General features: G+C 71.1%; 18 protein-coding genes. 9 read left to right on the forward strand and 9 right to left on the reverse strand.

Annotated elements, in window-relative coordinates; genetic code table 11:
• Positions 1–25 precede the first annotated feature (25 nt).
• Complete coding sequence (locus LNW72_RS33995; protein ID WP_250978880.1) at positions 26–2,476, reverse strand: tetratricopeptide repeat protein; 2,451 nt, start codon at positions 2,474–2,476, stop codon at positions 26–28.
• A 187-nt stretch (positions 2,477–2,663) separates the two neighbouring features.
• Between LNW72_RS33995 and LNW72_RS34000 the strand changes: the two genes are divergently transcribed.
• Complete coding sequence (locus LNW72_RS34000) at positions 2,664–3,119, forward strand: carboxymuconolactone decarboxylase family protein (RefSeq protein WP_250978881.1); 456 nt, start codon at positions 2,664–2,666, stop codon at positions 3,117–3,119.
• Positions 3,120–3,284: 165 nt separating this feature from the next.
• Positions 3,285–3,764 (forward strand): DUF1801 domain-containing protein, encoded by a 480-nt coding sequence (locus LNW72_RS34005; RefSeq protein WP_250978882.1) that lies wholly within the window; start codon positions 3,285–3,287, stop codon positions 3,762–3,764.
• 128 nt (positions 3,765–3,892) lie between these two features.
• On the opposite strand, the gene LNW72_RS34010 is transcribed toward LNW72_RS34005, so the two are convergent.
• Complete coding sequence (locus LNW72_RS34010) at positions 3,893–4,300, reverse strand: DUF4440 domain-containing protein (protein ID WP_250978883.1); 408 nt, start codon at positions 4,298–4,300, stop codon at positions 3,893–3,895.
• Positions 4,301–4,439: 139 nt separating this feature from the next.
• The gene (locus tag LNW72_RS34015; RefSeq protein ID WP_250978884.1) at positions 4,440–4,907 is read right to left on the reverse strand and encodes an Lrp/AsnC family transcriptional regulator; all 468 of its coding nucleotides are present in this window, start codon (positions 4,905–4,907) and stop codon (positions 4,440–4,442) included.
• A 94-nt stretch (positions 4,908–5,001) separates the two neighbouring features.
• Between LNW72_RS34015 and LNW72_RS34020 the strand changes: the two genes are divergently transcribed.
• On the forward strand, positions 5,002–5,865 hold the full coding sequence (locus tag LNW72_RS34020; RefSeq protein ID WP_250978885.1) for an LLM class flavin-dependent oxidoreductase: 864 nt from the start codon (positions 5,002–5,004) through the stop codon (positions 5,863–5,865).
• Positions 5,862–6,290, forward strand: a complete 429-nt coding sequence (locus LNW72_RS34025) for a nucleoside deaminase (RefSeq protein WP_250978886.1) — start codon at positions 5,862–5,864, stop codon at positions 6,288–6,290. The genes LNW72_RS34020 and LNW72_RS34025 overlap by 4 nt, the downstream gene beginning before the upstream one ends.
• A gap of 34 nt (positions 6,291–6,324) precedes the next feature.
• Here the strand turns inward: LNW72_RS34025 and LNW72_RS34030 are convergent, their stop codons facing one another.
• The 5 genes from LNW72_RS34030 to LNW72_RS34050 are packed head-to-tail and all read right to left on the reverse strand — an operon-like array spanning position 6,325 to position 10,964.
• Complete coding sequence (locus tag LNW72_RS34030; RefSeq protein WP_250978887.1) at positions 6,325–7,668, reverse strand: LLM class flavin-dependent oxidoreductase; 1,344 nt, start codon at positions 7,666–7,668, stop codon at positions 6,325–6,327.
• On the reverse strand, positions 7,665–8,198 hold the full coding sequence (locus tag LNW72_RS34035) for a flavin reductase family protein (RefSeq protein WP_250980418.1): 534 nt from the start codon (positions 8,196–8,198) through the stop codon (positions 7,665–7,667). The genes LNW72_RS34030 and LNW72_RS34035 overlap by 4 nt, the downstream gene beginning before the upstream one ends.
• Before the next feature lie 59 nt (positions 8,199–8,257).
• The gene (locus tag LNW72_RS34040; protein ID WP_250978888.1) at positions 8,258–9,019 is read right to left on the reverse strand and encodes an ABC transporter ATP-binding protein; all 762 of its coding nucleotides are present in this window, start codon (positions 9,017–9,019) and stop codon (positions 8,258–8,260) included.
• Entirely contained in the window at positions 8,995–9,879 is an 885-nt protein-coding gene (locus LNW72_RS34045; RefSeq protein ID WP_374117369.1) for an ABC transporter permease, read from the reverse strand. Before LNW72_RS34045 ends, LNW72_RS34040 begins: the two co-directional genes overlap by 25 nt.
• 5 nt (positions 9,880–9,884) lie before the next feature.
• On the reverse strand, positions 9,885–10,964 hold the full coding sequence (locus LNW72_RS34050; RefSeq protein ID WP_250978889.1) for an ABC transporter substrate-binding protein: 1,080 nt from the start codon (positions 10,962–10,964) through the stop codon (positions 9,885–9,887).
• Positions 10,965–11,751: 787 nt separating this feature from the next.
• On the opposite strand from LNW72_RS34050, the gene LNW72_RS34055 reads away from it, so the two are divergent.
• From LNW72_RS34055 to LNW72_RS34075, 5 genes are read left to right on the forward strand one after another with little or no spacing between them, the layout of a single operon-like run.
• Entirely contained in the window at positions 11,752–13,449 is a 1,698-nt protein-coding gene (locus LNW72_RS34055; protein WP_250978890.1) for an ATP-binding protein, read from the forward strand.
• Between the two features lie 36 nt (positions 13,450–13,485).
• Entirely contained in the window at positions 13,486–13,914 is a 429-nt protein-coding gene (locus LNW72_RS34060) for a roadblock/LC7 domain-containing protein (RefSeq protein WP_250978891.1), read from the forward strand.
• The gene (locus LNW72_RS34065; protein ID WP_250978892.1) at positions 13,911–14,291 is read left to right on the forward strand and encodes a DUF742 domain-containing protein; all 381 of its coding nucleotides are present in this window, start codon (positions 13,911–13,913) and stop codon (positions 14,289–14,291) included. The genes LNW72_RS34060 and LNW72_RS34065 overlap by 4 nt, the downstream gene beginning before the upstream one ends.
• The gene (locus LNW72_RS34070) at positions 14,266–14,859 is read left to right on the forward strand and encodes an ATP/GTP-binding protein (RefSeq protein WP_250978893.1); all 594 of its coding nucleotides are present in this window, start codon (positions 14,266–14,268) and stop codon (positions 14,857–14,859) included. The genes LNW72_RS34065 and LNW72_RS34070 overlap by 26 nt, the downstream gene beginning before the upstream one ends.
• 25 nt (positions 14,860–14,884) lie before the next feature.
• On the forward strand, positions 14,885–15,445 hold the full coding sequence (locus LNW72_RS34075; RefSeq protein ID WP_250978894.1) for a GAF domain-containing protein: 561 nt from the start codon (positions 14,885–14,887) through the stop codon (positions 15,443–15,445).
• 60 nt (positions 15,446–15,505) lie between these two features.
• On the opposite strand, the gene LNW72_RS34080 is transcribed toward LNW72_RS34075, so the two are convergent.
• The gene (locus tag LNW72_RS34080; protein WP_250980420.1) at positions 15,506–16,720 is read right to left on the reverse strand and encodes an acyl-CoA dehydrogenase family protein; all 1,215 of its coding nucleotides are present in this window, start codon (positions 16,718–16,720) and stop codon (positions 15,506–15,508) included.
• Between the last annotated feature and the right edge of the window lie 168 nt (positions 16,721–16,888).

Below are 16,888 nucleotides of genomic sequence, written 5' to 3' on the forward strand. Positions count from 1 at the left end.
CCCCGTTGCGGACACCGCCCCGCGATCAGTAAGCCACGGGATCGAGCTCCCGCAGGACGGCCTGCCCCGCCGCGCGGTGCTCGGCGGCCGCGGTCGGATCCGTTGCGTTGAGCACGATCGCGATGCCCTCGTGGGCCAGCGCCTCCTCGGACCGGAATCCCAGTTTCGGGGCCAGCTCCAGCGCCTGCCGGTGCAGCCGCAGGGCCTCGTCGGGGAGGCCCGCGAGCCGGCAGGTCTCGGCGTAGCCGTTGAGGAAATGGATCTTCCAGTGGTCCTCGAACAGCTCGTCCAACAGCGCGAACGCCTCCCGATGGCTGGCCAGCGCCTCCTCGTACCGGCCCATCTGCCGCAGCGCGACGCCCAGGCAGTTGAGGCACCAGGCCTCGTTGTTCATGTGCCCGTCCTCACGGGCCAGCGCCAGTGCCTGGTGCAGGTGCTCCGCCGCCTCGTCGGGCGAATCGACGGCGATGGCCACGCCGAGGGTGATCCGCGCCGTCAGGGTGGGCGGCCAGGACGGGTCCGCGTGGGAAATGTCGAGCACCTCGCGGGCCCGCTGCGCCGCCTGGTCGCGGTGTCCCAGCTGCAGCATCGCCCAGGCCTCCGACGCGGCCGCGTGGGCCGAACCCGTCGGGCAACCGGCCTCCTCGTACAACTTCCCCGCCAGCCGGAAGAGTTCGAGCGGCTCGTCGACATGTCCCTCGTCCGATCTCAGATAGCCGCGGCGCATGGCCAGTTCGGCCTCCGACCGGACGTCTCCCGCCCGGGACAGCCCCAGTTCGGCCGCCTCGTACGCGGCGCCCGCCTCCGCCATCCGGCCCGCGTTGTAGCGCGCGAAGCCCAGGTCGCTGTGCGCCTCGGCCAGTTGTAGCGGATCACCCAGGCGTTCCGCGGCGGCCAGTGACCGCTCGAAGAGGAAGTTGAGGTGTGTCGTGCCGCAGCGCCGCGCGAAGTACGCCCGCAGGAAGCGCGGCAGCTCGCGCACGTGCACATCGGCACCGATGGCGACCGCCGTTTCGAAGACGGCGATCAGCGTTTCGTACTCCGAGACGAGCCAGCCGAGAGCCGCGTTCTTGTCGGTGAACCGCGGCAGTGCGGCCGGGGGCCGGCCCGCGGAGGCCGGCCGGCCGGGCGACAGGACCGGCAGCGCGGCGTCGGCGGCGGCCGCCGCGTGCACGTAGTAGTCGAGGAAGCGGCCCAGCGCCCGTTCCCGCTCGGCCGGCGAGTCCTGCTCTTCGCAGGCCCGGCGGGCGTGCTGGTGCACCAGGTCGTGCAGCCGGTACCGGCCCGTCGCGGGCTGCTGGACCAGGTGTGCGTCGAGCAGGTCCTCCAGCATCTCCCGGGCGCTGTTCAGCGGCACGTCCGCCAGGGCCGCCGCCACGTACTCGTCGAAGGCGGTGCCGGGCAGCAGGCCCAGCAGCCGGAACAGACGTGCCTTGGAGCGGTCCAACTGCCGTACGGACATGGCGAACGCGGTGTCGAACTCGGTCGCGCCCTCCGACAGCCGTTCGACGAGGACGCCGACGGTCCAGCCCGGCCGGTGCCGCAGCCGGGCCGCCGCCAGCCGCAGGGCCAGCGGCAGATGGCCGCACAGCCGCAGCACCTCGGCGGCGGACCGCGGATCGCGGTCCAGCCGGCCGTCGGGGCCGCTGGGGTCGCCGCTGGCCCGGGCCAGCAGCTCCGCGCTCTCCTGCGGGCTCAGCACGTCCAGCGAGACCGGGGGCACCTCGTCCAGGCCCAGCAGCCGGTTGCGGCTCGTGATCAGGGCGACGGAGGGGCCGGCGCCGGGCAGCAGCGGGCGGACCTGGTCGGCGTCGGCGGCGTTGTCGAGGACCACGACGGCCCGCCGGCCGGCGAGTTCCGACCGCCAGCAGGCGGCCAGCTGTTCCACGCCCTCCTGCGGGACCCTCTCGGACGGGACGCCGAGCGCGCCGAGCAGCATCCGCAGGACCGAACCGGGATCGAACGGCTCCCGGCCCTCGGTGAATCCGTGCAGGTCCACATAGAGCTGGGCGTCCGGGTACCGGTCGGTGAGCCGGTGCGCGGCGTGCACCGCCAGACAGGTCTTGCCGATGCCCGCCATGCCGTCGACGGCGACCACCCGGTGACTGTCCACCGCGGCGAGCACGGCCGCGAGTTGGGCCTCACGGCCGGTGAAGTCCGGTACGTCACGCGGTAGATCGTTGCGGGGTTTCGGCTGGGCCAGCCGGCTGGCCTTCGGAGGCGCGGGCAACGGGTTCGAGGACCGTTCCCACAGGTGTCGCAGCGGGCGGGGGTCGCGCTTGACGAGCCGGCAGAGGGCGATCACCGCAGGCCAGGGCGGCACGGTCTGTCCGCTGAGGTAGCGCGACAGCGATGACGAGCTGAGTCCGGCGTCCTTCGCGAGAGCCCGGACGCCGAGCCCGGACAGCTCCTGCAGCATGCGCAGTCGGGCGGACAGTTCGTCCTGTGGGTCGGTCCTCGCTGTTCGCTGTTCCATGTCCACCATTCCCCCGTTTCCCTGTCCCGCTCCGGCCGAAGTATTCCGGGCCGTTTCTCCGCTGGTCAAGGCTGTTCCAGCTGTCCCAGGGCGTCCCATGGCCGTCGTCGTGACGGGCGGGAACGGCTGTTATGGAGTCACACCCCGGGGAGAACGGGGCACCGAACGACACGAGGAGCAGACCGAGATGCAGTCCCGTATGCAGAACCCCGCCGCCGTACTGTCCGACGCGATGCAGCCCATCCAGCAGCTCTTCAAGGCGGTGCACTCCGGCGGGGTGGACGGCCAGACGCTGGAGCTGGTGCATCTGCGGGTCAGCCAGATCAACGGCTGCAGCGCCTGCGTCGACGGCGGCGCCAAGTCGGCCCGCAAGGCCGGAGTGAGCGACGAGCGGCTGGCCACGGTCGTCGCCTGGAGGGAAGCCCCGTACTTCACCGACGAGGAGCGGGCGGCCCTCGCGCTGGCCGAGGCCGCGACGCGGCTGGCCGACACCTCCGACCCGGTGAGCGACGAGGTCTGGGACACGGCCGCCACCTACTTCGACGAGAAGCAGCTGGCCGCGATCGTCCTGATGATCGGCGTCACCAACATGTTCAACCGCCTCAACGCCACGACCCGCCAGATCGCCGGCGCCTGGGGCTGACGGGCACCCGCCCCGGCCGGCGGGCAAGGGCCCGCCGGCCGGCCGATCCGGGGCCACCAGGGGCGCATCGCCCCGTGAACGCCAATTTCGGAGGAGCCGCCGCCGCGACAGCTCCCCAGCATGACGATGCCATCCATCACATCACGTACCAGGAGGAATTCCACCATGAAGGACATCCAGCAGCCTGCCAGGAAGACCACCCCGGCCGCCTCGACCTTCGAGGGGTTCACGGACGAGGAGCGCGCCGCGATGAAGGAGCACGCCAAGGAGCTCAAGGCCGCCGCCCGCCGCGGATCGCGCGCTGAGAAGGCCGCGGAGGAGGAAGCCGCCGTGGTCGCGAAGATCGCCGAAATGGTGGACTCGGACCGGGTGATGGCCGAACGGATGCACGCGGTCGTCAAGGCGAGTGCGCCGGACCTCGCACCGAAGCTCTGGTACGGAATGCCCGCGTACGCCAGGGACGGCAAGGTCGTCTGCTTCTTCCAGAGCGCGCAGAAGTTCAACTCGCGGTACGCGACCTTCGGCTTCAGCGACCAGGCGCACCTCGACGACGGCGCCATGTGGCCGACTTCCTACGCCCTGAGGGAGCTGAGCGCCACCGACGAGGCGCGGATCGGCGAGATCGTGAAGCAGGCGGCCGGCTGAGGGAGGCCCGCAGGTCTGGTTCTGGCCCTTCTGGAACAAGGGCCTGAGCCCGTACGGAGTAACCGCGCCGGGCACCGCCGAGCGGCACGGCGCCCCTTGCGAGAGCCTGCCCTTGCGTGCGGCGTCAGCTACTCCACGTCGTCCCAGGCCATCGAGCTCATTCGCCAGCCGGCAGGCGTCCGGACGAACTGTGTGGTCTTGTGGCCGGAGCCCTCGAACCACTCACCCTTGAGGAAACCGGACTTGCGGTAGTCGCTGAACCGGTGCGCGATCGACCCGAAGATCTCGGTCCGCTCGGCGACCTCCCACTCGGAGAACTCCGTCAGCGTCCCATCGGTGAGGATCTTCTCCCGGGGCTCGATGAACGCCTCGAGGTCGTAGATCACGGGCTCGGCCCCGACATTCTTGATGATCATCCCCTGCGGGATGAAGACCTCGCGGACGACGTCGACGTTCGGCCGGTTGCCGGCGGTGTTGGTGAACGCGCCGAGGAAGGCGCGCATCAACTGGTCGAGCTCGGCCTTGACGTCGGACACGGGTACCCCTCCCACGGTGAAACGCTTGGCGCCTGATCGTCGCCCACCGTCCACGTGGCGGCAACCCTCCTGGAAGCCGGGGCGATCCTCGGAACGGCCGGCTGCGCGCTCAGAACGGCCGCGCTCAGAACGGCCGGGCTCAGAACGGCCGGGTGCGCGTCCGGGGCACCCGTGGGCCGCGGAACGACAGTGTGCTGCTGAGGACGAGGTTGGTGGTCGTGCTGCCGAACTGGGCCAGCGCGTCGACGATCTCCTCCAGGCCGGCCATCGATGTGGTCGCCACCTTCAGCACGTAGCAGTCGTCCCCGGTGGTGCGCAGACACTCCAGGATCTCGGAGCGCTCCTCGATCAGCCGGTGCAACGGCTCGTGCCGGGTCCCCGGATATTTCAGCCGGATCACCGCCAGCACTCCGTACCCGGTCCGCTCCAGGTTCACCTCGGCCCGGAACCCCGTGATCACCTCGGCCGCCTCCAGCCGCCGCACCCGCTCCGTCGTCGCCGACGCGCTCAGGTTCACCCGCCGGGCCAGCTCGGTGAAGGCGATCCGGCCGTCCTTCTGGAGCTCCGCCAGGATCGCCCAGTCCGTCTCGTCAAGACTCTCCGTCATCCGCCCAGATTACCGGCGAATCCACGGGCGAACCGCCGCTGAACAGGGAGGAATCCCTTCTGGCGACCCGGGCTCCCTGACTAGGCTCAGGTCTGTGAAGATCGGCGTCAACATCCTCAATTTCGGCCCCGGCACCGACCCGGGACTCCTGCGGAGCTGGGCACAGACCGTGGAGGGCCTGGGCTTCGACCTGCTGATGCTCTCGGACCACGTGGCGATCACGCCCGACGTCGCCGAGCGCTACCCGGCACCCTTCTACGAGCCCTTCACCACCCTGTCCTGGCTGGCCGGCCTCACCACCCGGATCCGGCTCGGCACCACGGTCCTCATCGTTCCGTACCGCCATCCGCTGCTCACCGCCCGGATGGCGGCCAACCTGAACGAGCTCAGCGACGGCCGGCTGGTTCTCGGGGTGGGGGTGGGCTGGGCGCGGCAGGAGTTCGCCGCCCTCGGGATCCCGTTCGAACAGCGTGGCCGCATCACCGACGACCATCTGCGCGACATCCGGACGGCCTGGGCGGACACCGCCTCCTACGGAACCCGGAAGATCCCGTTGTGGGTCGGCGGCAACAGCGACGCGGGCCTGCGCCGGGCCGTGCGGCTGGGCGACGCGTGGCATCCACTGCGCTGCACCATGCCGTGGCTGCGCGAAGCCGCCGGCAGGCTGCAGGCGGCCGCGGCCGGGCAACAGCTCCCCGTACCCGCCTTCGCCCCCCGCATCGCTCTGAAGATCACCCCCGAACCGGCCGTCGGACCGGAACGCCTCGCCGGCGAGGGGACCATCGACCAGATCGTGGACGACCTGGAACAACTACGGCTGCTGGGAGCCGACTCCGTCGTCCTCGACACCTACGGCGGCGACCCTGGCGAGACCTGCCAACCGCAGGGGAGTTGGCAGGCACTCGCCAGGGTCGCCGCTCACGTCCACCCGCCCCGCACCAGAACGGAGCCGTCATGACCACACCCGACGACCACGCCCTCCTCCGGCGGGCCATCGCGCTCGCGGCGAAGGCACGCGCCGACGGCAACCCGCCGTTCGGGTCGCTGCTGGCGGCGCCGGACGGGACGGTGCTGGCCGAGGAGCACAACACGACGCTCACCGACCAGGACATCACCGCGCACCCGGAGCTGAAACTGGCGCGGTGGGCCGCGAAGGAGCTGGACGCGGCCACCGCGGCGGAGACCACGATGTACACCAGCTGCGAGCCGTGCGAGATGTGCGCGGCGGTCATCCAGCGGGCGGGGCTGCGGCGGGTGGTGTTCGCGCTGTCCAACGAACAGCTCCTGGACATCCGGCCGGGCAGCGGCCAGCCGCCCGTCCCGCAGGACGGCCCGGCGCTCCTCGACGAGGTGCGGGAGGTCGTCGAGCCGTACTACCGCTGACCGCGAGCGTCCGGCAGCGCGGACTGCCGGCCCGTCAGGCGTTCACCAGGGTCGGGGAGAACTGGTTGGCGGGGCGGGGCAGGCCGTAGTGCTCGCGCAGGGTGCGGCCGGTGTACCCGGTGCGGAACAGACCGCGCTCCCGCAGGATCGGCAGCACCCGCTGCACGAACACCTCAAGTCCTGAGGGCAGGACGGCCGGCATGATGTTGAACCCGTCGGCCGCCCCGTTCCTGAACCAGTGCTCGATGGTGTCCGCCACCTGCACGGGCGTGCCGGCGAAGGTCCGGTGGCCGCGCCCGCCGCCGAGCCGGCCGATGAGCTGCCGTACCGTCAGCCGCTCCCGGCGCGCGAGCTCCACGACCAGCGTGTAGCGGCTCTTGGAGCCCTCGATCTGGTCCTCGTCGGGCAGGTCGGCCGGCAGTTCCTCGTCGAGGGCGAACCGGTCCGGGTCGAGCCCCAGCAGGGTGGCGAGCTGGAGTTTGGCGTACTCCGGCTGGATCAGCCGGCCCAGTTCCGCGTCCAGCTCCAGGGCCTCGGCCTCGGTGTCGCCGATGACCGGCACGATGCCCGGCAGGATCTTCACACCGTCCGGGTCCCGGCCGGCCGCCGCGGCCCGCCGCTTGACGTCCGCGTAGAACGCCTGGCCCTCCTCGAAGGTCGGCTGGGCGGTGAACACCGCCTCGGCGTAGCGTGCCGCGAAGTCCTTGCCGTCCTCGCTGGATCCGGCCTGCACCAGCAGCGGATGGGCCTGCGGTGAGCGCGGCACGTTCAGCGGACCGTCCACCTGGAAGTACTTGCCGGCATGGCCGAACCGGTGCACCCGGTCCGACTCGGCGTGCACCCCGCGGTCCTTGTCGGCCACGACCGCGTCGTCCTCCCAACTGTCCCAGAGCTTGGTGGAGACCTCGATGAACTCGGCCGCCCGCTCGTAGCGGTCGGCGTGCGCGGGCTGGGCTTCGAGGCCGAAGTTGCGCGCCGCCGCGTCGCCCGCGGTGGTGACGATGTTCCAGCCGGCCCGGCCGCCCGAGATGTGGTCCAGCGAGGAGAACCGCCGCGCCAGGTTGTACGGCTCGTTGTAGCTGGTCGACGCGGTGGCGATCAGCCCGATCCGGCTGGTCACGGCGGCCAGTGCGGTCAGCAGCACCGTCGGCTCCAGCCGGCCGCTCGGCCGCCGGCCCGGGTCGCCCCACAGCGCGGGACTGTCCGCCAGGAACAACGAGTCGAACGCGGCGTCCTCGGCGATCCGGGCGAGCCGCTGGTGGTAGGCGACGTCGATGTGTGCCAGCGGCTCGGACTCGGGCAGCCGCCAGGACGCCTCGTGATGGCCGGTGTCATGGATGAACAGATTGAAGTGCAGGCTGCGGTCGGTGCTGCTCATGATGCGTCGACTCCAAGGAGAAGGTCCGGGTGCGGGGCGGAGGGCAGGGAGTGGTAGCGGCCGTCGTGGTGGACGAGCGGCCGGTGGAAGTCGGCGAGCCAGGACGATTCGACGCGGGCGATGACGATGCGGTGGTCGCCCGCCGTCACGATGTCCGCGATCCGGACCTGCAACCACCCGGGCGCCTCGTCGAGCACCGGTGCACCACCGGGCAGTCGGCTCCAGCGGGTCGGCCCGCCGAAGCGGTCGATCCCGCTGGTGGCGAACCGCTGCGCGACGGCCTCCTGTTCGGCGCCGAGGAAGTTCACGACGGCGGTGTCGGCGTCCCGGATGTGCGGCCAGCTCGACGCGGTCGACGCGATGCCGAAGGACACCAGTGCGGGTTCCAGGGAGAGCGACGTGAGTGAGGTCGCGGTGAATCCGGCGGGACCGCGGCCGGCATCCGTGGTGATCACGACGACGCCCGCCGGGTGCCTCCGGAACACCTGCCGGAACCGGTCCGGAGTGACCGGACCCGCCTCGGTGGACATGACCGGTCCCGTCTCGGTGTACGTGACCGGACCCGCCTCGGTCGAAAGGATGTCGGTCATCATGTCTCCTTCACCCCGCCGTTCTCCTCGACTCCCAGCGCGGCCAGGAGCCGCTCGCGGTACTCGCCCAGGTGCGGGTCGCGGTACGAGCGCGGATGCGGCAGGTCGATGGTCAGATCGAGGCCGAAGCGCCCCTGGTCGAGCACCAGGACCCGGTCGGCGAGCACGATCGCCTCGTCCACGTCATGGGTCACCAGGAGCACGGAGGGCCGGTGGCGTTCCCACAGTTCACGCAGCAGGGTGTGCATCCTGATCCGGGTGAGCGCGTCGAGCGCCCCGAACGGCTCGTCGGCGAGCAGCAGTTCGGGCTCCCAGACCAGCGAACGGGCGAGCGCCGCGCGCTGCTGCTCCCCGCCGGAGAGCTGACTGGGCCAGGCCCGTTCGCGTCCGGCCAGACCGACCTCGGCCAGCGCGCCGCGGCCGCGTTCTGCGGGGTCCTTGCCCTGCGAGTCCTTGCCCCGCGCGCCGAGGAGGACGTTGTCCAGGACCCGGCGCCAGGGCAGCAGCCGGGAGTCCTGGAAGACGACCGAGAGCCGTTCGGGCGCCTGGAGTTCGCCGGTGCCGGTGACGTCGTGGTCGAGATCGGCGATGGCCCGCAGCAGGGTGCTCTTGCCCGAGCCGCTGTGTCCGAGCAGGGCGACGAACTGGCCCGGCGGGATGTCCAGGTCGATGCCGTCCAGGACCACGCGCTCGCCGAAGCCACGGGTCAGCCCGCTGATGTGGACGGCGGGCGGGGTCAGGTGTTCAACGAGCGCCGCCATGACAGCACCCTCCGTTCCAGGATGCGGACGACGGAGTCGGAGGCGAAGCCGAAGACGCCGTAGATGAGCAGACCGAGGACGATCACGTCGGTCTGGCCGTAGTTCTGCGCCTGGAACATCATGTAGCCCAGGCCGTTGGTGGCGTTGATCTGCTCCAGCACGACGAGCGAGAGCCAGGAGCCGGTCACTCCGAGCCGCAGCCCGACGAAGAAGCCGGGCAGGGCGCCGGGGATGACGATCTGCCGGATGAACTGCCACCGGCTCAGCCGGAGCACCTCGCCGAGTTCGACGAAGCGGTGGTCGATGCCCGACAGCGCCGAGTACAGGTTGAGGTAGATCGGGATGTAGACCACGATCGCGATGATCGCGACCTTGAACGTCTCCCCGATGCCGAGCCACAGGATGAACAGGGGTATCAGCCCGAGCGTCGGCACGGAACGGTTGATCTGGACCGTGCCGTCGATGACGGCCTCGCCGATCCGGCTCAGCCCGGCGAGCAGGGCCAGCACCACGCCCGCGGTCAGGCCGATGGCGAAGCCCTGGGCGGCGCGCCACAAGGACTCGGTGATGTCGGTACCGAGCGTGCCGGACGACCACAGGTGGGCGCCGGTGCGCACGACCGTCCAGGGTGCCGGCAAGGTGCGCGGGTCGAGTGAGCCGGTCACGTTGGCGACCGACCAGATCACCAGCAGCAGCGCCGGTCCCAGCAGACGGGCGTAGGGCAGGCGCTTGCCGGGAGCCAGCCGGCGCACCCGGCGGCGCACAGGCGTGGCGGTCGGTGGGCCGGTGGTCGGCGGATCGGCGGCGACCGCGTCCGCGGTGCCGGGCGCGGCGAGCTGTTCGGAGACGGTGTCCGTCACGGGAATCAACTCCGGTACTGCGCGGCGACGGCGTTGGACGCGATGGGCTCGAACCGGCGGTCGAAGAGCACATCGGCCTTGACGGACTTGACGAAGCCGCCTTCCGCGAGCAGATCGATCGTCTCCTGCTCCCAGGCGATCGCCTCGTCCCAGGTCGGGGGCAGCAGCGGCTTGTTGCTCAGGGAGGTGATCCCCTTGGCCTGATCCAGGGTGATGTGCTGGGTCTTGACGTAGTAGTCCTCGTTCCAGGTGTCCGGGTTCTCGTACACCCAGACGAGACCCTTGGCCCAGAGCGGGACATAGGCGGCGATGGCGGCCGCCTTCGCGGAGTCCGCCAGGACCGAGGCGGGCGCCCACAGGACGTTGAGCAGGTCCACGACGTCGGTGGTGACGGTGTGCGCGCCGTCCGATCCGTACCGGGTCAGATAGGCGGGCACCTGGGAGATCGCGAGCGGGGCGATGTCGACCTGCCCGGCCTGCAGCGCGGTGAGGAACTGGTTGCTGGTCAGCGGGACGAGCGTGACGTCTGCCGCCTTGATGCCCGCCTTCTTCAGGGCGCGCAGCAGCACGACGCCCTGTGCCTGCCCCTGGGAGAACGCCAGTTTCCTGCCCGCGAAGTCGGCGACGGACCGGATGTCGCTGTGCGGCTTGGTGGCGAACACGTAGGTGGGCTTACGGGTCAGGTCCACGGCGACGATCCGGGCGTCGAAGCCCTGGAAGTGGGCCTGGATCGGCGGGATGCCCGCGTTGTTGCCCACCTCCAGGGAGTGCGCCCGGAACGCGTTGATCACATCCGGTCCGGCCCCGATGCTGGGCCACGAGGACACGTCGAAGGGCAGGTTCTTCAGCAGCCCGGCGAGCTTGAGCTGCAGTTCCTGCTGTCCGGTGTACGAAGCGATGCTCAGTGCGGTGCCGGCCGGCACCGCACTCGGCAGCGGCGCGGTCGACGAGAGGGTGGGTCCCTTGGCCGCGGCGGCGGTGCAGGCGCTGAGCCCGAGGGCGGCGCCCGTGCCGAGCAGGGCTTGCAGGAAGAGTCGCCGGTCGAGGCCGGGGACAGGGTCCGAAGGACGGGTTCTGCTGCGCACGGGGGAATCCTTATGGTCGGCCACAGGTGAACACCGCGCGGCGGCGCGCGGCGGCGAGACGATGAAAGGGAGGTGAACGCGGCGCGGCGCTGCGCCGTCGTCACCGAGGTGGTCGCCCGGCGGGGCACCCGTGCCCTGGAGCGGAGACCACGGCATCGAGCCGGCGGGCAGCCGGCGGAAGGGGTCTCAGGATCCGGGCGAGAGCGCCGCACCAGCCTGCTGAGGGCATGGCGAAATATTGCGGCCCATGGGCATATGCCGGAAAGACGACTGGTGGAACCAGTTCAGCAGGAAATGAGCCGACAGCGGCGACTACATCGCATCGCACCGAGGCAGGCGCATCGCGCCTGCTCTCCGAGGTGCCGAATCGATCTCATGTCCCGACCCTAACCAGGCCCGGTCAGGGGCGACAAGGTTTCTTCTCGTCCTGGAATTAACTCCCGACGGAGCTTCGAGCTCCGCGGTCGGGCGCGGCCGCAGTCTTGGCCACGCGTTGCCTCTCCGTCTCAGTTGGCGCCCAACACGCCGACTATGGGAGGCTGTTGGAGCTCTCGGGGGCGTGGGAGGGTCGGACCGGCGAGATAAACGATCTTGTGGGCCGGAAGTACCGACTTCCCCCACGAATGTGGCGAGTTGTTACTAGTGTGATGGTTGTTGACAACCGGTCACCCTCCTTGTGCTGAGGACGTTGATGTCTGAACTCCCTTCATCCAGCGTGCGGTCCGATCATCGGGACAGCGGACGCCACGGCAGATCCCAGGCTCGCAGCCGCCGTTCCCCGGAACGCGTGGTCCCCGGACTGCGGTGGATAGCGGTGCTGCCCGCCCTGTTCATGGCCCTGCTCGGCGGAGGTGTCGCGGCCTGGCTGCTGGTCGTGGAACCGTCCAGGTCCCTGGCCGCGGTGGTGCTCGCCGGAGCCGTCGTTCTCGCCGTGGTGATCCTCGCGGTGGGATCGGCCGCGGCGCTCTCCGCCGACCGCGCGGTGGACCGGCGGGTGCAGGAGGTCCGCGCGGTCAACTCGCGCGGCTGGGAAGAGCTGCAGAACGTGCTCGCCCAGGTGCGGCGGGGCGAATCCCCGGTGTCCCACGGCCCGGCACCGGCGAACACGGCGGGCCGGGACCGCTTCACCGCGCTCACGGACGAACTGCGCCAGGCCCAGTACGCCGCGTGCGCCGCGCTGGTCCAGGCGGCGGCCCTGCCGGTCGCTCCGGCCAGCGCCGCTGACCAGCAGGTCGTGGTGTTCGTCAACCTGGCCCGGCGGCTGCAGTCGCTGGTCCACCGGGGCATCCAGCTGCTCGACGAACTGGAACACCAGGTCGAGGACCCGGACCTGCTGCGCGGACTCTTCCAGGTCGATCACCTCGCCACCCGTATCCGCCGGCACGCGGAGAACGTCGCCGTCCTCGGCGGCGCGGTGTCGCGCCGCCAGTGGAGCAAGCCGGTGCCGCTGACGCAGGTCCTCAGGTCGGCCGTCGCCGAGGTGGAGCACTACGCCCGGGTCAAGCTGGTCCCGCCGATCGACGGCAACCTCGACGGCCGGGCCGTGGCCGACGTGGTGCACCTGATCGCGGAGCTCATCGAGAACGCCACCACGTTCTCCCCTCCGGAGACGCAGGTACTGCTGCGGGCGCAGAAGGTCACGGCCGGTCTGGTCATCGAGGTGGAGGACCGCGGCCTGGGCCTGGACCTGGCCGCCCAGGAGGGCAACAACGCGCTCCTGGCCGACCCGGAGCGCATCGACCTGGACACGCTGCTCAAGGACGGCCGGATCGGGCTCTACGTCGTCGCCGTCCTGGCCCGCCGCCACGGCGTCACGGTCCAGCTGCGCAGCAACGTCTTCGGCGGGATCCAGGCCTTCGTGATCCTGCCGCACGCCCTGGTGGGAACGGAGCCCGCGCAGCAGGAGCCGCCGGCACGGGTCCAGGCACGGCCCGCGACGCCGGTGCAGCCGGCGCTCCCGCAGCGGCAACCCGCCGCCTCGGCACACACCGCGGGCATCGGGGCCAGGACCGGAGCGCACGCCGCCGTGCCGATCGACGCGGCGCCCGTGGACCACAGCCGCCCGCCGGTGTCCGCCCGCTCCATGGAGAGCCGCCGGCCGGTGCGTCCCCAGCAGCCGGCCGAGGTCCGGGCCGCCGTGCCGGAGCCCGCCCGGGCACCCGCGGCGTACCCCGCCTCCGGCGGATTCGCGGGAGACCCGGCCCGCCCCGCCTCGACCGTGGCCGCCTCAACCGCGTCCGCACCGACCGGTGCCGTCCCGGCCGGTCGTCCCCCGGCCACGGAAGGGCGGCCCTCGTTGCCGCAGCGCCGCGGCCAGTCCCACCTCGCACCCCAGTTGCGAAACGGCCCGGCGCCCCGCAGCCACGACGAGGGCGGCGAGCCCGACCCGAACCTGATGGCGGCATTCCGCATCGGGGTACGTGAGTCCGAGGCAGGCGCCGAGCAGCCCGACCGGCTGCCGCGCCGACCGGACACCAACCCCTGATCCTGCGTCACCTTCCCCGCTAGGAGTCCTTTCACCATGGTGAGCGACGTCCCCCCCGGCCGCGATCTCGCATGGCTGCTGACCGACCTGGTCAGCCGCGTCCCTCATACCCGCAGCGCAGTGCTGCTCTCCTCCGACGGGCTCAAGAAGGCCGTCCACGGCCTCGACGGCGACAGCGCGGACCATCTGGCCGCCGTCGCCTCCGGGTTGCGGTCGCTGGCCGGCAGCGCGGGAGCCCGCCTCGGCGGCGGACCGCACGTGCGCCAGGTGGTGGCCGAGCTGGAGGACGCCCTGCTGTTCGTGTCCGCGGCCGGCTCCGGCAGCGCCCTGGCCGTCATGGCCGGCCGGGACGCCGACCCCGGCGTCCTCGGCTACGAGATGAACCGGCTGATCCAGCAGGTCCGGCCGAACCTCGAGACGCCTGCCCGCGCCGCGTCGGCCGTTACGGGTGACGTTGTACGGTGACGGCGGCGGAAGAGCAGGACGAGCCCTGGATCGACGACGATGCCGGCCGCTTAGTTCGCCCCTACACCGTCAGCAACGGCCGCACCCGCCCGAGCGCGGCGCTGGACATGCTGTCCATGGTCCGCGCCACCGGAAGCGTCCCCTCGGCGCACCTGGAGCCCGACCACGCCCGGGCGCTGGATCTGAGCCGGAGCCCGGTCACGGTCGCGGAAGTGGGGGCGCAGCTGCGGCTGCCCGTCGCCATCACCAAGATCGTGCTGTCCGACCTCATCGACTGGGGCGCCCTGACCGCGCGGCCTCCGCTGCCACCCGCCGATCTCACCGACCGAGCCGTTCTGGAGGAAGTGCTCGATGGCCTACGCCGACGACAGCAGTGACCTGTTTCCCACCGCGCTGAAGATCCTGGTCGCGGGCGGCTTCGGCGTCGGCAAGACCACGTTCGTGGGCGCGGTCAGCGAGATCGAGCCGCTCAGCACCGAGGAGATCCTGACCTCGGCCAGTGTCGCCACCGACAGCCTCGCCGGGGTGGAGAACAAGACGACCACCACGGTCGCCATGGACTTCGGACGCATCACCCTGGACCCGGCGCACATCCTGTACCTGTTCGGCACCCCCGGCCAGGACCGCTTCTGGTTCATGTGGGACGAGCTGTCCGACGGTGCGCTCGGCGCCGTCGTGCTGGCGGACACCCGGCGGCTCGCGGACTGCTTCGCGGCCGTCGACTTCTTCGAACGCCGCGGCATCCGCTTCCTCGTGGCCGTCAACGAGTTCGCCAGCGCCTACAGCTACGAACCCGACGAGGTCCGGGCCGCGCTCGACCTGAGCCCGCACGTGCCGGTCGTCATGTGCGACGCCCGCGAGAGCCGGTCGTCCACCGGGGTGCTCATCGACCTCATCAGCCACCTGCTGAACACCGCGTCATCCCGCCACCAGCCCGCCCACTAGACATGCCCGACCAGGGAGGCCCGTCATGATCTACGACCCCGCAGAGCGGCACCTGCTGATCCCCGAGGACACCGAGGCGGTGCAGCGCGACGAGCGGCTGCGCGCGATGGGCCTGACCGACCGCCCCGACGCACAGCTCGACGAGTTCGCCGCCCGCCTCGCGGCGACCACCGGCGCCTCGTACGCCATGGTCAACCTCTTCATGGACGGACGGCAGTACTTCGCCGGACTGCACACCCCCTCCGGGCCGCAGACCGCCCCCGCCCCGGAAGCGGCCGCGGAACCGGGCCGGGAGATGACGTACGACCAGGGCTTCTGCCCGCACGTCGTCAACCGGCGCAAGTCGCTGGTGCTCGAGGACGTCTGCGACTACCCCCGGTTCGCCGGGAACCGGGTCGTGGACGAGCTGGGCATCCGCACCTACCTGGGCGCCCCGCTGATCGACCACACCGGCACCACCCTCGGCACGATCTGCGTCGTCGACATCGAGCCCCGGCCCTGGGGCCAGACCGGTCTGGAGACGATCAAGGCCCTGGCGGCCGAGGCCGTGGAGCTCCTCCAGCAGCGCGAAGCGGGCCTCGCGTAGCCGGACGGTGAGGGCGGTGAGGCAGGCGCGGGCGGTGAGGTCGGCGAGCGGTCGGCCCGGTCAGCCGGTCAGCTGCTCGTCGTACGCCATGGGGGACCGCACCAGGTCGGCGAACCGCTGCGACCACTGGCCCTTGCCCAGCCCCAGCGCCACTTCGCCCAGCCGCAGCAGCTGCACGTCGGAGGTGCCGGCCGGGGCGAAGATGTGGTGCGCGTCGCGTATGTACCGCTCCACCGGCCGGTCGGTGAACAGCCCGCTGGCGGCGTGCACCTCCATCGCGGCGCGCGCCGAGTCCAGCGCGTACTCGACGTTGATCAGCTTGGCGTTCATCAGTTCCGCGTCGCAGGGCAGTCCCAGGTCCAGCAGATACGCCGCGTGATAGGCCGCCAGCCGCGCCGTCATCATCCGCGACTGCATCTGGCCCAATTTCAGCTTGACCGGCCCCACATCGTGGAGCGGCTTTCCGTAGCGATGTCGCTCGGTGCAGAACGCGGCGGTCTCCTCCAGCAGCGCGCGGTGGATCCCGAGCGAGACCGCGGTCAGGTTGGGCCGTCCGTACAGCACGCTGGAGGAGTACGCCACCGCCAGTCCGTCGCCCTCGGAGCCGAGCAGACTCTCCGCGGGGACACGGCAGTTGTCGAAGGTCAGCTCGCCGAAGCTGAAGCCGTGCAGCCCCATCGCCTCCTGGTGCAGGCCCAGCGTGAGGCCCGGGTGGCCGGCCTCCACCAGGAACGCCGAGAGCCCGCCGGAGCCGCTGCCGGTGCGGGCGACCACGCCGTGCAGATCGCCGACGTGGCTGTTGCCGACGAAGACCTTGCGGCCGTTGAGCACGTAGGAGTCCCCGTCGCGCTCCGCGCTCGCCGTCATCCCCAGGACGTGTCCGCCGGACCCGGGCTCGGTCACCGCGATGGTCGGCAGGCACTCCCCGGCGGCGATCGCGGGCAGCCAGCGCTTCTTCTGTTCCTCGCTGCCGAAGTGAACGATCTTCGCCACGCCGAGCTGGGAGGCCTGCACCATCGCTCCCATGGCGCCGTTGACCCGCGACAGCTCCTCGATGATGACGGTCTTCGCCAGGTGTCCCAGCCCCATCCCGCCGTACTGGGCCCCGATCGTGACCCCGATCCAGCCCTGTGCGGCGATGAGCCGGGACAGGCCGTGCTGGACGGCCCGGGAGGACTCCATCTGCGGTATCCGGGGTCGTACTTCCGTCTCGGCGAACATCCGGACTTCGTCTCGTAGGCGCTCGTGCAGCTCCGTGGTGAAGTAGCCGTGCAACTGAGCCTCCGTCATGTGTCGCCTGCCAGCCGCGGGTTCGGCGCACAGGTCATCTACATAGGCCCACGCTGCCCCTGAACAGGTCGACAGGTTCATGGTGAATATCCCAGGCGCACCATTCAAGATCGTTTGTTGGATTGGCTGGATCTCGACCTCTTGCTGTCCGCC

It is taken from the genome of Streptomyces sp. RKAG293, from assembly GCF_023701745.1.
Taxonomy (GTDB): domain Bacteria; phylum Actinomycetota; class Actinomycetes; order Streptomycetales; family Streptomycetaceae; genus Actinacidiphila.

What these genes read in the sequence shown, in the direction of transcription:
- LNW72_RS34040 (WP_250978888.1), bottom strand. Translation starts at nt 9,019, where the DNA reads ATGGCGGCGCTCGTTGAACACCTGACCCCGCCCGCCGTCCACATCAGC.
- LNW72_RS34015 (WP_250978884.1), bottom strand. Translation starts at nt 4,907, where the DNA reads ATGACGGAGAGTCTTGACGAGACGGACTGGGCGATCCTGGCGGAGCTC.
- LNW72_RS34000 (WP_250978881.1), top strand. Translation starts at nt 2,664, where the DNA reads ATGCAGTCCCGTATGCAGAACCCCGCCGCCGTACTGTCCGACGCGATG.
- LNW72_RS34005 (WP_250978882.1), top strand. Translation starts at nt 3,285, where the DNA reads ATGAAGGACATCCAGCAGCCTGCCAGGAAGACCACCCCGGCCGCCTCG.
- LNW72_RS33995 (WP_250978880.1), bottom strand. Translation starts at nt 2,476, where the DNA reads ATGGAACAGCGAACAGCGAGGACCGACCCACAGGACGAACTGTCCGCC.
- LNW72_RS34035 (WP_250980418.1), bottom strand. Translation starts at nt 8,198, where the DNA reads ATGTCCACCGAGGCGGGTCCGGTCACTCCGGACCGGTTCCGGCAGGTG.
- LNW72_RS34025 (WP_250978886.1), top strand. Translation starts at nt 5,862, where the DNA reads ATGACCACACCCGACGACCACGCCCTCCTCCGGCGGGCCATCGCGCTC.
- LNW72_RS34060 (WP_250978891.1), top strand. Translation starts at nt 13,486, where the DNA reads ATGGTGAGCGACGTCCCCCCCGGCCGCGATCTCGCATGGCTGCTGACC.
- LNW72_RS34075 (WP_250978894.1), top strand. Translation starts at nt 14,885, where the DNA reads ATGATCTACGACCCCGCAGAGCGGCACCTGCTGATCCCCGAGGACACC.
- LNW72_RS34070 (WP_250978893.1), top strand. Translation starts at nt 14,266, where the DNA reads ATGGCCTACGCCGACGACAGCAGTGACCTGTTTCCCACCGCGCTGAAG.
- LNW72_RS34030 (WP_250978887.1), bottom strand. Translation starts at nt 7,668, where the DNA reads ATGAGCAGCACCGACCGCAGCCTGCACTTCAATCTGTTCATCCATGAC.